We start from the raw sequence: 14,256 nt of genomic DNA on the forward strand, positions 1-14,256 counted from the left end.
ACGAGGAGGCGCCAGGTTAAACTGAAGGGACTGACCCCGGAGGAGTTCCGGAGACAGTCCCTTGCGGCGTAGTTCTTATTTAAGCCGTCCAGGTTTTGGGGTGCAGTTCAAATTTGGGACGGGGCTTTTTTAGCTACCCCGGCTGATTGTTTGCTGGTTTAGCCGATAGCCTGCCGGGGTAGCTAAAAAAGCCCCGTCCCAAATTAGCTACCCGGGTTCGATGACTGGGTCGGTGCCCTTTGTGCGGAGGTGGGCATTGTTGCTTTATACTGGTGCGGTTAGACATCCATCCTGCAATCGAGGAGATTTCCATGGCATCAGACGTTCGCGTCCGCTTTGCACCCTCACCGACGGGCAAGCTGCACATCGGCGGCGCCCGCACCGCTATCTATAACTGGGCTTTTGCCCGCGCAAACGGCGGCACGTTCATCCTGCGCATCGACGACACCGATCCCACCCGCTCTACCGACGAGAACACGCAGATCATTCTGCGCGCTATGCGTTGGCTGGGCCTGGACTGGGACGAGGGCCCCGAGGTTGGTGGCGACTTTGGCCCCTATGCCCAGACCGAGCGCCTGGACCTGTACAAGCAGGCCGCCCAGAAGCTTTGGGACGAGGGCAAGGCCTATCCCTGCTTTTGCACCAAGGAGCAGCTCGAGGCCGACCGTAAGGCCGCCCAGGAGCGTAAAGACCCCTTCCAGGGCTATCAGCGCCGCTGTCGCGATCTCGATCCCGAGGAGGCACGCCGCCGCATCGAGGCCGGCGAGCCCTACGTCCTTCGCATCAAGGTGCCCGAGGACCGCGGCGATGTCGTCATCCACGACGCCGTCCACGGCGAGGTGACCTTCGACGCCAAGGAGCTCGACGACTTTGTCATCTTCCGCTCCGATGGCACGCCCACGTATAACTTCGCGACCGTCGTCGACGACGCCATGATGAAGATCACCCATGTCATCCGCGGCGACGACCATCTGTCCAACACCCCGCGCCAGGTCATGGTTTACGAGGCCCTCGGCGCGCCCGTTCCCACGTTCGCCCACATCTCCATGATCTTGGGTGCCGACGGCAAGAAGCTCTCTAAACGCCACGGCGCCACCTCGGTGGAGGAGTATCGCGACGCCGGCTACCTGTCCGACGCGTTCGTTAACTACCTGGCGCTGCTCGGCTGGTCGCTCGACGGCGAGACCACGATCATCCCGCGTGATGTTCTGGCCCGTAAGTTCTCGCTCGACCGCATTTCCAAGAACCCGGCGACCTTCGACCCCAAAAAGCTCGACTGGGTCAATGCCGAGTACATCAACAACATGTCCGACGCCCAGTTTGCCGACGAGATCATGATCCCCGAGCTGCACGAGGCCGGTATGATCGAGGGTAACATCGAGTACGGCGAGGACTGGATTGACGCGCTTGCCGCCATCGTCAAGCCGCGCACCAAGATGCCGGCCGACGCCGTGACCGTCGCCGCTCCCATCTTTGCCACGGCCGAGACGCTCGAGTATGACGAGAAGTCTGTCAACAAGGGTCTGGCCAAGGAAGGCATGGGCGCCATTCTGGATGCCGCCAAGGCCGCGCTCGAGGGCGTGGATGAGTGGACGGCTGCCAACATCGACGCCGCGCTTGAGCCGCTGCCCGAGCAGATGGACCTCAAGAAGCGCGTGGTGTTCCAAGCTGTGCGCGTCGCCGTCTGCGGTAACATGGTGAGCCCCCCGCTGGGCGAGACCATGGCGCTCGTCGGCCGCGACGACTGCCTGGCGCGCATCGACCGCGCCCGCACGATGGCGCTGTAGCAGCTGCGTAAACGCATGTATCCGAGCCCCGTTCACCCGAGCGGGGCTCTTGTTTCTAAAGACGTATGGGATAGGAGGTGCTGGGGCCATGGCCGAGCAACTGTCGCTGTTTGGTTCGCCGGAACCTAAGGAAGCTCCGAAGTCCGCGGCCCCTGCCGCCGCCCCGGCGCAGCCCGAGCTCGCACCCGAACCCGTCTCCGCCTACGCGAGCGTGGTCCTCGACATCCCGACCCGTGCGCTCTCCGAGCCATTCGACTACGGCATCCCGCGGTCCCTTGCCAACGATGCCCAGATCGGGTCCACGGTCCTGGTCCACTTTGGCAACCGTGCGGCCGCGGGCTATATCGTCGATATCGCGCCCGAGCTGGGCGACCTGCAAGGCAACGACGCCCTCGACCCCTTGCGCATCAAGCCCATCGAGGCCATCCTCAGCAAGCCGCTCTTTACCGCCGAGGCTGCACGCATTGCGCGCTGGATGAGCCACGAGTACGTCGCGACGCTTTCCGAGTGCCTGCGTCTGTTCTTGCCTCCGGGCGGCAGTCCGCGTGTCGTGAAGGGCGATGACGGCGTGTGGACCGTTGAGCGCCCCGCCGTAAAACCCATCCAAAACCGTTGGGTCATGCTCACGCCCGAGGGATTCGACTACACGCCGCCCAAGACAGCGGTCCGTCAGCGTCAGCTCATCGACGCGCTCCAATGCGGCCCGGTCACCACGCGCGACCTCAACCTGCTCTACAACAGCATGTCGGCGACCATTAAAGCGCTCGAAAAACGCGGCGTCGTGGTGGTGGAGGAGCGCCGCGCCTGGCGTGGGTGTAGCGAGCAGACCACGTTGTCCTCGGCAAGCGGCAAGGCGCCGGTCTCTCTTACCAACGGCCAGCAGCAGGCGCTCGCCCAGATTGAACGCGCCCGCCTTGATGCCCATGGCGACGTTGTCCTTGTCGATGGCGTCACCGGTTCCGGTAAAACCGAGGTTTACCTTTCGGCTATTGAGCGCGTGCTGGCGGCCGGCCGTTCGGCCTGCGTGCTCGTGCCCGAGATTTCGCTGACGGCCCAGACCGTCGGCCGTTTCCGCTCGCGCTTTGGCGAGACGGTCGCGGTCTTCCACTCGCGTCTTTCGGCCGGCGAGCGTCTGGACCAGTGGGATATGGTTGCCAGCGGTGCCGCGCGCGTGGTCGTGGGCGCCCGCTCGGCGCTCTTTTGCCCGCTCAGCGATCTTGGCCTCATCATCATCGACGAGGAGCACGAGACCAGCTACAAGCAGGGCTCCAGCCCGCGCTACCATGCGCGCGAGGTGGCTGCCGAGATGGCGCGCCGCTATCGGTGCCCGCTCGTGTTGGGCTCCGCCACGCCCTCGGCCGAGGCTCTCGACCGCTGTCGCCGCGGTATGTACAACGGTGCCACCTGGACGCGTGTCGAGATGCCCGAGCGCCCGGGACACGCCGTGCTGCCCACGGTCCGCATTGCCGACCTACGCCGCGAGTTCGCGCACGGCAGCCGCTCCATGTTCTCTAAACCGCTGATGGAAGGCCTGGAACGCGTGGTCGAGCGCCGCGAGAAGGCCGTACTGCTGCACAACCGCCGCGGTTTTGCGCCGTTTTTGATGTGCCGTGAGTGCGGCTGCGTCCCCACCTGCAACCACTGTTCTACCGCGCTCACGTACCACGAGCGCACGCACACGCTGCAGTGCCACACCTGCGGATCGTCCTGGCGCGTGCAGCCCTATCCGGCGCCCACGAGTCGTTGTCCCAAGTGCGGCAGCCGCTACCTGGCAAAAATGGGCCTGGGCACGCAGCAGATCGAGGACGCCCTACGCCAGATGCTGCCCGAGGATGTCGCCATCATTCGTATGGACGCCGATTCCACACGCGGCAAGGATGCGCACAAAAAACTACTCGAGCAGTTCGATGCCGCCGATTGCGCGGTGCTGCTGGGTACCCAGATGATTGCCAAGGGCCTCGATTTTCCCGAGGTCACGCTCGTGGGCGTGGTCAATGCCGACTTTGCGTTAAAGCTGCCCGATTTTAGGGCAGGGGAGCGCGCCTACGATTTGCTGGAACAGGTCGCCGGTCGCGCCGGCCGCGGCGATCGCCCCGGCGAGGTTATCATCCAGACGTATCTGCCCGAGGACCCGGTCATTCGCGCCGTTGCCGAGCACGACCGCTCGATCTTTACCGACTACGACCTGGACCAGCGCCGAGACGCGCTGTACCCGCCTTTCGTGCGTCTTGTCAACATTTTGGTGTGGTCGGCGAATCGTGATAATGCGCAGGACTACATTGGGCGCATCGCAAAGCTTCTCAAGCGCCGCTGGCATGCCACTGCTCCTGACTTTTTGCGAGCGGGGAGCGCCGTGCCGCAGGTGTTGGGCCCCGCTTCGTGTGTAATCGAGAGAGCCAAAGACCGTTACCGCTTCCATCTGCTTGTAAAGTCGCCGGTAGGGTACCATGTCTCTGATGATATCGACGCCTGCCTCAAAGAGGTGGGCTCCGTGCGCGGCGTGAGCGTGAGCGTTGACGTCGACGCCTATGATTTGATGTAACAACCCGAAAGGATGGCCATGGAAGCCAACGGAATCGTATTGTCGCCCGACCCTCGTTTGCGCCAGGAGTGCGCCGTCATCGAGGAGATCACCCCGGCGATCGAGGCGCTTGCCGAGAAGATGAAGAAGATGATGTTCGACAACGGCGGTTGCGGCCTGGCCGCCCCGCAGATCGGCGAGCTCATCCAGCTCGTCACCATCGACTGCGACTATACCGACAAGAACGACTATGACCCGTACGTGCTCATCAACCCTGTCATTGTTGAGCAGAGCGACCATCTGGTGCCGTTTAGCGAGGGCTGCTTGTCTATTCCCGGCATTAGCTGCGAGATCGAGCGTCCCGACCATGTCGTTGTCGAGGCATACGATCTGGACGCCAACCTGATTCGCTATGAGGCCTCGGGCGACCTGTTCTGCGTGTGCCTGCAGCACGAGATCGATCACCTGCACGGCAACACCATGTTCGAGCGACTCAAGCCGATGCAGCGCATCAAGGCGGTCAAGGAGTACCAGGACGCCCTGGCCCGCGGTGCTCGACCGGGCGAGACGGAGTAGGTCCCACCGTCCCCTTCCGCCGCAGGGCTTAGGTTTTGCTCCATGCTCAAACAGTCCTGCTCGCACGAAGAGCACATTAAGTGCTCTTCGGCTCGTGCGGAACTGCGCGTGGAGCAACAACCTAAGCCCTGCGGCGGAAGGGGACTGCGTTTTCGTGCTCCTTTTCGCCCGGGTGCCGCAGGGCCAGGGAGGGGCGTCTTCGCTGATAATTGCTTTGTTGGAAGAGCTGCTTTTATTGCGGCTCTTTCTTTGGTTTTGGGTATATTTGTTCTTGTTGAAATGTTATTGCGGAAGGGCTGGCGGCTTGGCTTTCCGCTGTTATTTGGAGCCGTCTCGGTTTTGTTTGAGGGGAGACGTTCTTTATGCGTATTGTGTTTATGGGTACGCCCGATTTCGCGGTGCCGTCACTTACTTCGCTTGTTAAGGCTGGGAATGAGATTACGCTGGTAATTACGCGTCCCGATGCTGTTCGCGGGCGTGGTAAAAAATTGGAGCCGTCTCCTGTTAAGGCCAAGGCGCTTGAGCTTGGTCTGCCCGTTGTTGAGGCAAATCGTATGACGCCGGATGTTTTTGATCGTCTTAAGGCTGCTGATGCCGATATTTTCTGTGTGGCTGCCTATGGCTGCATTTTGCCCGATGAGGTGCTGCATATGGCGCCGCTCGGTATTGTGAATGTTCATGCTTCGCTGCTGCCCCGTTGGCGTGGTGCCGCTCCCATTCAGCGTGCCATTCTTGCTGGTGACGAGGTTACTGGCGTTTCCATTATGCGCATTGGGCATGGCGTGGATACGGGCGCTTATTGCGCGCAGGTGTCGACCTCGGTTGCCGGTAAACATGCCGAGGCACTCACGATGGAGCTTGGTGAGCTGGGCGGTAAGTTGCTTGCCGATACGCTTCCCTCGCTTGCCGATGGCTCGGCTGTTTGGACTGAGCAGGATGAGTCACTCGTCACGCATGCTGCCAAGAATTCCAAGCAGGAGATGCGTCTGGATCCGCAGATGGGGGCACTTGATTGCGTGCGTCATGTGCTTGCCTCTTCCGACACCGCTCCCGCTCGCTGCGTGATTGCCGGCAAGACCGTGCGCGTGCTCGATGCCGCGCCGGCAGATGTATCGCTTGGCGAGGGGCTCGTCGCTGTTCAGGCCAAGCGCGTCTACCTGGGCCTGTCCGATGGCGCGGTCGAACTGCTCGAGGTTAAGCCCGATGGTAAGCGTGCTATGGCTGCTTCTGCCTGGGTTGCCGGCCTGCAGGGTGCGGATCTTTCGTGGGGTGTTTTGTCATGAGTAAGCTTTCCCCCGCGCGCAAGCTCGCGCTCGATGTTTTGATGGAGGCCGACCGCCGCGGCATGTACGCGCGTGACGTGCTCTCGTCCCGTGCCTCGGCCAAGGCCATCGACCAGCGCGATTCTGCTTTCGCCGCTCGTTTGGCACTGGGCGTTGCAGCCACCCAGGGCATTTTGGATGAGCTGCTCGACCAGTTTCTCGATAAGCCCAAAAAGGTCGCGCCTCGTGTGCGCATGGCACTTCGCATCTCGGCCTTCGAGATGCTCTATCTGCATACCCCGGGTCGCGTTGCGGTGAGTCAGGGCGTTGAGCTCGTGCGCAGCGGTGCTAAGTCTGCCGCCGGTCTGGCGAACGCCGTGCTGCATAAGGTTGCGAACAACGTCGAGGACTTTGCCACTGCGGCGGATGCCGATGAGTCCGAGCGCCGTTTGGTTCGCCTATCTCGCCTGATGGGCATGCCGCGCTGGCTGTGCGCTCGCATTATGGCGTCGTTCGATACACCCGAGGGCGCGCTCGGCTTTGCCGGCAATCTGGCGCCCGCGCCGCTGGCTTTGCACGAGAATGCCTATGCAACCAACCCCGATCCGTACATTTCTCAGCTTGTGGCACCCGTGTTCCCGGGTTGCCATGCGCCGGTCGACGCGCAGGCCACGGTTGCGTCGGGTGTGTTTGAGCGCGCAGCCGCCGTGGCCTCGGACCTTAACGCCCAGCTCATCGCCACCGCGGCGACCCGTCCCGGGCGTTGTCTAGAGATTGGCGCCGGTCGTGGCACCAAGACTTATGTGATGATGTGCCAGGCCAAACGTGCCGGTTACGACCGTCAGCACACCGCACTCGATTTGCACGACCGCAAGTGCGACCAGAATCTCGCACGTCTGCATAAGGCGGGTATTACGGGTGTTCGTACGGTGTCGGGCGATGCCTGCGAGCTCAATGAGGTGCTCACGTCCTTTGACGCGATGCTTGGCGAGCCTGCCCTGTTCGACACGGTGTTTATCGATGCTCCGTGCTCGGGCACCGGCACCATGCGCCGTCATCCCGAGATTCCCTGGCGCCTTGCCGAGGGCGACGTTACGACTGAGTTGCCCCGCCTGCAGCTGACGATGCTCAAGGAAGCAGCCGCGCGCGTGGCTGCCGGCGGTGAGCTTATCTATGCCACCTGCTCGGTCTTCGACGAGGAGAACACGCAGGTCGTTGATGCCTTCCTAGCCTCTCCCGAGGGCGCCGGCTTTACCGTGGCACCCCTCTCCGAGGCACAGATTCTGCAGCTGCCCGAGTACGACCACGCCAAGAGCCTCGTCACCCTGCGCCAAAACGCACGAGGCCTCTTCCAAAGCGTGCCGGTAAACGCCGACTCCTACGACGGCCACTTCTGCGCCAGACTGGTTCGCAAGTAAAACGGATTCCAAGGGTAGCTAATTTGGGACGGGGCTTTTTTAGCTGCCCTGGCCGCCAGTCGGCCAAACATTTGCGTTATCAGCTGGGGCAGCTAAAAAGCCCCGTCCCAAATTAGCTAAAGAGTGGGAAAAATAGCCCCGTTTCATACTTGCTGCTATCAAAAGTAGAGCGGATTACGGGGCAAGATTGGTGATGCCTGACCACAGCAAAAATGGCCTAAATAAAACCGCAGGTAGATGGTTTGTTGAAATTTGCAAATTACCGGAATGGATAGAGGTTGCCAATTCGGCCCCGTAATCCGGCAGGGTTTTGAAATGTTACAAACTTAGCATCAGCCCGAAATCCCATCTAAAGAAAAGTTGCGGTGAAATGGATCCTGTTTGGCCGTTGAAAGGGCTGATTCAGGAACTATTTCACCGCAACTCATCAGGAAGCCTGGGTGTCGGGACCGCTTGTCGCTAGTGGCTATGTGGGCAGTCGGCGCAGCAACCGCTTGTGGCGCTGGTGCTGGACCCGCCACTGCGCTGGTCGGTGTTGTAGAAACCGCTGCCGTCGAACTTAATGCCGCTGGCCGAGAACGTCTTGGATGCCGGGGCGCCGCAGCTGGGGCATACAACCTCGGGAGTCTCGGACATGGGGTGCTCAACCTCAAAAACGTTGCCGCAGCTCGTGCACTTATATTCGTAGCGCGCCATAATACTTCCTTTTCAGCACAAAGCGGGCAGATCGCTCTGCCCGCAAAAATTCAAACAGCTGTAACTGTACCCCATATCGGGGGTTTTATCACGCTTCGCCCCAGAATCTATGGGTGCTGCGCAGGAGCTTCGCAGTTTTCTCTTCGGCCTCCGCAACGTCTGCCTCTTGTGCCTGCCACGTCCAGTTGCCTGTGGCTACACCCGGCACGTTCATACGTGCGTCATCGCCCAGCCCCAGCACATCCTGCAGCGGCATCATCACCAGGGGGGCGTCGCTTGCGAGCGCGTCGCCCATCAGCTTGGCCGCCACCTCAGCACCGCTCGTCTCGTCGCCGCCTGCAAAGGAGCGCGTGCACCAGCCAGCGAGCGTCGAAGTGTCGTGCGTCGAGGTGTACAGGATTTTGCCCGGCGTGGGATGAATTCCGCAGCGAACGTCGTAGTCACTAAACTCCAGTACGTCCATGCCGGGAAAACCGCAGGTCGAAGCCATAGCGCGAACGCCAGGAGTCAGATAGCCCAGATCCTCGGCAATAAAATTGAGCGGACCCAGCTCGTCGTAGGCGGTCTGGAACAGGTCCTTGCCCGGACCAGCAAGCCAGCGGCCGTCGGCACAGGCTTTGCCAGCGGGAATGCTAAAGTAGTTGTGGAAGCCCAGGAAGTGGTCCAGGCGCACGCGGTCGTAGAGCGCGAACGCTCGGCGCAGGCGATCGAGCCACCAGCGATAGCCGGTCTCCTTCATGTGATCCCAGCGGAAGGTGGGGTTTCCCCACACCTGACCTTCGGGCGCAAAGTTGTCGGGCGGCGCACCGGAGATCTCGATTGCCTTGCCGGTATCGGACAGCCAGAAGTTCTCGGGCTCGCTCCACGCATCTGCCGAATCGTCCGATACATACATCGGGATATCGCCGATGACCTCGATGCCCTTCTTGTGCGCATAGTTCATGAGCTCGCACCAAGCCAGGTCAAAGCGGTACTGCATGTAGGCCTGAAGCTCGGCCTCGTCGTGGAAGCGCTTGTCGTCGATCAGATGCTCGTTGTAGCGCGCGACATCTGCCGGCCAATCGTGGCGCGACTCGCCCTCAAAGTATTTCTTAACGGCCATGTAGACGCAGTACTTCTCGAGCCAATCGGCATTGCGATGTTTAAACGCGGTGTACAGCGGGTCGGCATCTTCGCCACCGTGGGCCTTCCAAGAAGCGAAGTCGGCGGCCAGCTCCTCGTGACTCTCGGGCAGCAGGTCGATGTTACCCGCAAAAGCCGAGGGTCCGGCATAGGGGGAGCGGAAGAAATCCGTCGGGTTGACGGGCAGGACCTGCCAGTAGCGCATGCCCATGGCGGCCAGGTGGTCGATAAAGCGGCGCGTGGGCGCGCCGATCGTACCCGGCTTGCCATCGTCAGTCGGCACCGAGGTGATGTGGCACACGACGCCCGCACCATGATCGAGCGGCTCCTGCAGGCGCCTCTCGGCATGGTGATAGATGATCGAAGAGCCCAGCGGGTACAGGTCGAGCGTGACCGTACCGTTGTGGATCTCGCACTCGTGGCCGCTGATCACGTCACTCGCGCATTCACCGAGCGCCGGAATCGTCACGCGGTGCGAATTGCGCAGGCTGCGATTGACGATAACAGTCGCAGCCTCGCCGTCTTTGCCCGTGCGGGTGTAGGCTAGGACGTCGTCGTTAAGCGCGAAGGCCTTGATCTCGCCGTCAACCATAAAAGGCAACGCGCGGCGCAGGGCGGATGCGTTCTTCACGATGGCCAACGTATCGAAATCGTGGAGCTGGTCCTTTGTCGGCAGGGTACGGCGGTTGCCCGGATCGGTGAGGCCCTCCAGGCCGTACTCATCGCCATAATAGATCGAGGGCACGCCGGGGAAGGTCATCTGCATGAGCGTCGCCAACCAAAAGCGCCTCTTGGCCAGGTCCATGGAGTTCTCGTCCAAGCGCCATTTGCTACGCTCGCTCTCGGGTAGCTGCGACTCGTCGGGACCACCGCCGAGCACCGAGATAATGCGCGGACGGTCGTGGCTCGAAAGCAGATTGAGCGCGCAGGCCAGTGCCTCGCGCGGGTAGTTCTCGCGCAGTGTCTCGATGTCCTCGGCAGCCTGATAGGCGTTTTTGTAGCCCATCAAAAAGCCGATGACCATATCGCGGAAGGGGTAGTCCATGGCGGAATCGAGTTCGGAGCCCTGCAGATAACGGCGCAGATGGCCATAGCTGATCTTGTTGGAGGCGTCCTCCCAGACTTCGCCGAGCAGCAGCGCATCGGGCTTCTCTTCGAGCACGGCGGCCTTGATATCGGCCAGGAAGTCATCGGAAAGCTCGTCGGCCACATCGAGTCGCCAGCCGTGGGCACCGGCGCGCAGCCACTTGCGAATGACGCCGTCCTTGCCCAGAAGCTTTTTACGCACGAGCTCGGAATTCTCGTTGAGGGCGGGCATGTTGCTCACGCCCCACCAGCAGTCATACGTGCCGTCCTCGTGGAAGGTAAACGCATCGCGCCACGGGGAGTCCTCGCTCTGCCACGCGCCGACGCCGGGATAGTTGCCGTAGCGGTTAAAGTAGATCGAGTCGTCGCCCGTATGGTTGAAGACGCCGTCCAGGATGATGGAAATGCCGAGCTTCTCGGCCGCCTCGCATAGCTCCGTAAAGTCTTGCTCGGTTCCCAAAATCGGGTCGATCTTGGTGTAATCGGCCGTGTCGTAGCGGTGGTTGCTCGCGGCCTCAAAGATCGGGTTGAGGTAGATGGCCGTAAAGCCCAGCTCGGCGATGCGGGGCAGGTCATTTTGGATACCCTTGAGAGAGCCGCCGTAAAAATCCCAAGTCTTGATGGATCCGTCCTCGGCACGCTCGTACACGGGCGGCTCGTTCCAGTCCTCGACCAAGCGACGCTGGATTCCCTTACGCGGTTTTTCGACCTCGGCCAGCGTGCGTTCGCGCCAGTTTTCGTCGCGGGCGTAGCGGTCGGGGAAGATCTGGTAGACCATGCCGTGCTCGTACCAGGTGGGACGGTTCTCGCGGTGCTTGTAGACGGTAATCTGGAAGGACGGAACCTCGGCGTAGTCGTATACAACGCCCTCGCCGCCGGTGCGACCCTGCGGCGCACCCAAGCGGACCTCGGACTGGCCTTCGATATTGCATATAAAGCTGTACCATACAAGACAGGGCTCGTCGCAGTTGAGCTCACCGGTAAAGATGCCATCGCCCTTGTGCTCCATGGGGATCAAGGTCTCTCCGATGCCGTCGACCCAGGTGCGCAGGGTGAGCGTTGCCTGGTTGGGGTCGGCATCCTCCAAAATCACCGAAAGCGAAACGGAAGTTCCAGTGGTCACAGCGCCAAAAGGAGTGCGAAACTGCGTCAGGCGGCTGTTGTGTATCAATCTCATAGTACGGTCCAGTTCTATACAATCATGGCCAGCGGGTCATGGGCTTAACGCACAGTGCATAAGTATATCCGTTGCACTTTAGTTGTATAAACTACAGTCGCTCACTATCGGCGAACGGTTTTCCTAGAAAATCGTTTTATCAACTATCTACAGAGAAGGGGCGCCCGGTTGGAGCGCCCCTTGTTAAGGGTTTTTATTAGGTTTTAGATCGTCTGTGGACTAGCGGCGCTTGCGGGTGGCCGTTGCCTTGCGGACGGAGGTCTTCTTGGTCGGAGCCTTTTCCTCGGCTGGAGCGGCGGGGGAGACCGGAGCCTTCTTGGCGGGTTCGGTCTTTGCCGTAGCCTTTGGAGCGGTCTTGACCTCGGCGGCCTTCGGTTCCGGTTCGGCCTTTACTGCGGGTTTGTCCTTGGCTTTAGCCTCTGCCTTGGGAGCGGCTGTCTTGGTCGTAGCCTTTTTGGCCGTTGTCGTGGCGCGCTTGCGTGTGGTGGTCTTGGCGGCCGGCTTTGCCTCGACAGCTGCCTTGGCCTTGGGCTCGGAGGGTGCCTCCTCGACCTTGACGGCGGGCTTTGCAGCAGCCTTCGGGGCCGTCTTCGCGGCGGCCTTCGTTGTAGCAGCCTTGGTCGCCGGCGACTTCGCAGCCGTGGCCTTCTTGGCGGTCGCGGTCTTGGTCGAGGTCGTCTTCTTGGCAGCGGTCTTGGCCGGAGCCTTTGCCGCGGTCTTAGCCTCGGCAGTGGTAGCCTCAGCGGTGGCCTCGGCCTTTACCTCGGGAGCGGCCTCGGCTTCGACAGCCTTCTTGGCAGCGGCGGTCGTACGCTTACGCGTGGTGGTTGCCTTGGCAGTAGTGGTCTTGCTCGTAGCGGCCTTCGTGGTCGTGGCCTTCTTAGTCGTCGTCTTGCGGGTCGTCGTCTTCTTGACGGCAGGCTTCGCCGTGGGCTTTACCTCGCCGTCGTCAGCCGGCTTCTCCTCGGCCTTGGGCTCCTCGGCAGCAGCGGGCTCCTTAACGGGTGCCGAAGGCTCGGCCTCAGCGGCAACCGGCTCCTCCACAGCCGCAGCAGCCTCCACAGCCACCGGCCTCTCAATCTCCGGATGCATAAAGAAATACAGGTCCAGATACTTATCGGCCGAACGTGTCCAGCTAAAGTCCTGGCTCATGGCCTGCGTGACCAGCTGATTCCAGGCCTCGCGGTTATCCCAGAACAGGCGAGCCGCGCGGAACACCGCGTCGCCCATCTCGTCGCCGTTAAAGTGACTAAATGAGAAGCCCGTGCCCTCGCAGGTAAACTCGTTGTATGGTTGCACGGTGTCCTTCAGGCCACCGGTCTCGCGCACAATGGGCAGGGTGCCGTAGCGCATGGCGATGATCTGCGACAGGCCACAGGGCTCAAACTTCGAGGGCATCAGGAACATATCGGCGGCGGCGTACATGCGCTGCGAAAGCGCCGGGTCAAACTCGATACGCGCCGCCATGGTGCCGGGGTATTTGCCCTGGAAGTAGCGCAGGCCGTCCTCGTAGTCGCGGTCGCCGGTACCCAGCACGGCCACCTGAACGCCACCGGACAGGATGCGGTCGAGCGCGTACATGACCAGGTCCATGCCCTTCTGTCGCGTCAGGCGCGTGACCATCACCATAAGCGGGCGGTCGTCGCGAATCTCGAGCCCCAACTCCTCCTGCAGTTTGGCCTTGCATACGGCCTTCCCCGCGCGGTCATCAACCGTGTAGTTGGCGGCAATGCGCTTGTCGGTCGCCGGATCAAACCCCACAACGTCAATGCCGTTGAGGATACCCTGCAGAGCGTACGAACGCTCGCGCAGCACGCCGTCCAGGCCCTCGCCAAACTCGGGCGTCTGGATCTCGCCCGCATAGGTGGGGCTCACCGTGGTGATGGCATCGGCATAGTGCAGCGCGCCCAGCATATAGTTAATGCTGCAGGCGTCACAGCGCAACTGCGTGGCGGCTGCCGGAATATGCGCCATACCCAGTATGTCTTCCATCACGGTGTCGCTAAACTGGCCCTGGAACGCCACATTGTGGATCGAGAACACGGTCTTGACGCGGTCGTACAGCGGCAGGCCTTGGTAGAACTCTCGCAAGAACACGGGCGCCAGCGCCGTCTGCCAGTCGTTGCAGTGCAGGATGTCGCACTCAAAGCCTTCGGGCAGGTGCTGCAGGCTCTCGGTGATGGCCTTGGAGAAAAACGCGAAGCGCTCGCCGTCGTCAAAGAAGCCGTAGGGATAGTCGCGCGCAAAGTAGTGCTCGTTGTCCACGAACATATAGGTGACGCCGTCGTGCTCGAGCTTCTCCAACCCGCAGTATTCGTTGCGCCAGCTCAGGCTCACGTAAAAGTCGGCAAAGTGCTCCATCTGCGCCTTGTACTCGTCCTTGATGGTGGCGTACTTGGGCACCATCACAATGACTTCGGCGCCAGCGCGCACGAGTGCCGCAGGCAGCGAGCCCGCCACGTCACCCAAGCCGCCGGTCTTAACAAACGGCGCGCACTCGGCCGAGGCAAACACGATCTGCATCTTTTTGCTGGTTTGTGCCATTATGTCTCCCATGTTGCAATTCGAGAATAGCCGCCTGGCGCTAACCGGGCGACTATTCTACAAGTTA

The 14,256-nt window shown here is 61.4% G+C and carries 9 protein-coding genes; 6 read left to right on the plus strand and 3 right to left on the minus strand.

Annotated elements, in window-relative coordinates:
- The 6 genes from ACTNDJ_RS03815 to ACTNDJ_RS03840 form a co-directional block, all read left to right on the plus strand.
- Nucleotides 1-72: IS3 family transposase (locus ACTNDJ_RS03815; protein ID WP_441015707.1), on the plus strand; the 72-nt coding region annotated here is incomplete at its 5' end.
- A 239-nt stretch (nt 73-311) separates the two neighbouring features.
- The gene (gltX, locus tag ACTNDJ_RS03820; RefSeq protein WP_441083364.1) at nt 312-1,787 is read left to right on the plus strand and encodes a glutamate--tRNA ligase; all 1,476 of its coding nucleotides are present in this window, start codon (nt 312-314) and stop codon (nt 1,785-1,787) included.
- An 88-nt stretch (nt 1,788-1,875) separates the two neighbouring features.
- Nucleotides 1,876-4,329 (plus strand): replication restart helicase PriA, encoded by a 2,454-nt coding sequence (gene priA / locus ACTNDJ_RS03825; RefSeq protein ID WP_441083365.1) that lies wholly within the window; start codon nt 1,876-1,878, stop codon nt 4,327-4,329.
- Between the two features lie 18 nt (nt 4,330-4,347).
- Nucleotides 4,348-4,884, plus strand: coding sequence for a peptide deformylase (gene def / locus ACTNDJ_RS03830; protein WP_118449363.1), 537 nt, complete (start codon nt 4,348-4,350; stop codon nt 4,882-4,884).
- A gap of 362 nt (nt 4,885-5,246) precedes the next feature.
- Nucleotides 5,247-6,167, plus strand: a complete 921-nt coding sequence (gene fmt, locus ACTNDJ_RS03835) for a methionyl-tRNA formyltransferase (protein WP_441083366.1) — start codon at nt 5,247-5,249, stop codon at nt 6,165-6,167.
- Entirely contained in the window at nt 6,164-7,564 is a 1,401-nt protein-coding gene (locus ACTNDJ_RS03840; protein ID WP_441083367.1) for an RsmB/NOP family class I SAM-dependent RNA methyltransferase, read from the plus strand. Before fmt ends, ACTNDJ_RS03840 begins: the two co-directional genes overlap by 4 nt.
- Before the next feature lie 459 nt (nt 7,565-8,023).
- Here ACTNDJ_RS03840 and ACTNDJ_RS03845 read toward each other — a convergent pair whose 3' ends face one another.
- The 3 genes from ACTNDJ_RS03845 to glgA form a co-directional block, all read right to left on the minus strand.
- Complete coding sequence (locus ACTNDJ_RS03845) at nt 8,024-8,260, minus strand: FmdB family zinc ribbon protein (protein WP_441083368.1); 237 nt, start codon at nt 8,258-8,260, stop codon at nt 8,024-8,026.
- Nucleotides 8,261-8,348: 88 nt separating this feature from the next.
- The gene (locus ACTNDJ_RS03850; RefSeq protein ID WP_441083369.1) at nt 8,349-11,645 is read right to left on the minus strand and encodes a 4-alpha-glucanotransferase; all 3,297 of its coding nucleotides are present in this window, start codon (nt 11,643-11,645) and stop codon (nt 8,349-8,351) included.
- A 219-nt stretch (nt 11,646-11,864) separates the two neighbouring features.
- Nucleotides 11,865-14,189: a glycogen synthase GlgA gene (gene glgA, locus ACTNDJ_RS03855; protein WP_441083370.1), complete on the minus strand. Its 2,325-nt coding sequence runs from the start codon at nt 14,187-14,189 to the stop codon at nt 11,865-11,867.
- Between the last annotated feature and the right edge of the window lie 67 nt (nt 14,190-14,256).

The sequence above is a fragment of the Collinsella sp. HCP3S3_D1 genome (genome assembly GCF_052064015.1).
In the GTDB taxonomy this organism is placed as follows: Bacteria; Actinomycetota; Coriobacteriia; order Coriobacteriales; family Coriobacteriaceae; genus Collinsella.

Excerpts from the sequence above, each read along its gene's own strand:
- gltX (WP_441083364.1), top strand. The coding sequence starts at position 312 with ATGGCATCAGACGTTCGCGTCCGCTTTGCACCCTCACCGACGGGCAAG.
- priA (WP_441083365.1), top strand. The coding sequence starts at position 1,876 with ATGGCCGAGCAACTGTCGCTGTTTGGTTCGCCGGAACCTAAGGAAGCT.
- def (WP_118449363.1), top strand. The coding sequence starts at position 4,348 with ATGGAAGCCAACGGAATCGTATTGTCGCCCGACCCTCGTTTGCGCCAG.
- fmt (WP_441083366.1), top strand. The coding sequence starts at position 5,247 with ATGCGTATTGTGTTTATGGGTACGCCCGATTTCGCGGTGCCGTCACTT.
- ACTNDJ_RS03840 (WP_441083367.1), top strand. The coding sequence starts at position 6,164 with ATGAGTAAGCTTTCCCCCGCGCGCAAGCTCGCGCTCGATGTTTTGATG.
- ACTNDJ_RS03845 (WP_441083368.1), bottom strand. The coding sequence starts at position 8,260 with ATGGCGCGCTACGAATATAAGTGCACGAGCTGCGGCAACGTTTTTGAG.
- ACTNDJ_RS03850 (WP_441083369.1), bottom strand. The coding sequence starts at position 11,645 with ATGAGATTGATACACAACAGCCGCCTGACGCAGTTTCGCACTCCTTTT.
- glgA (WP_441083370.1), bottom strand. The coding sequence starts at position 14,189 with ATGGCACAAACCAGCAAAAAGATGCAGATCGTGTTTGCCTCGGCCGAG.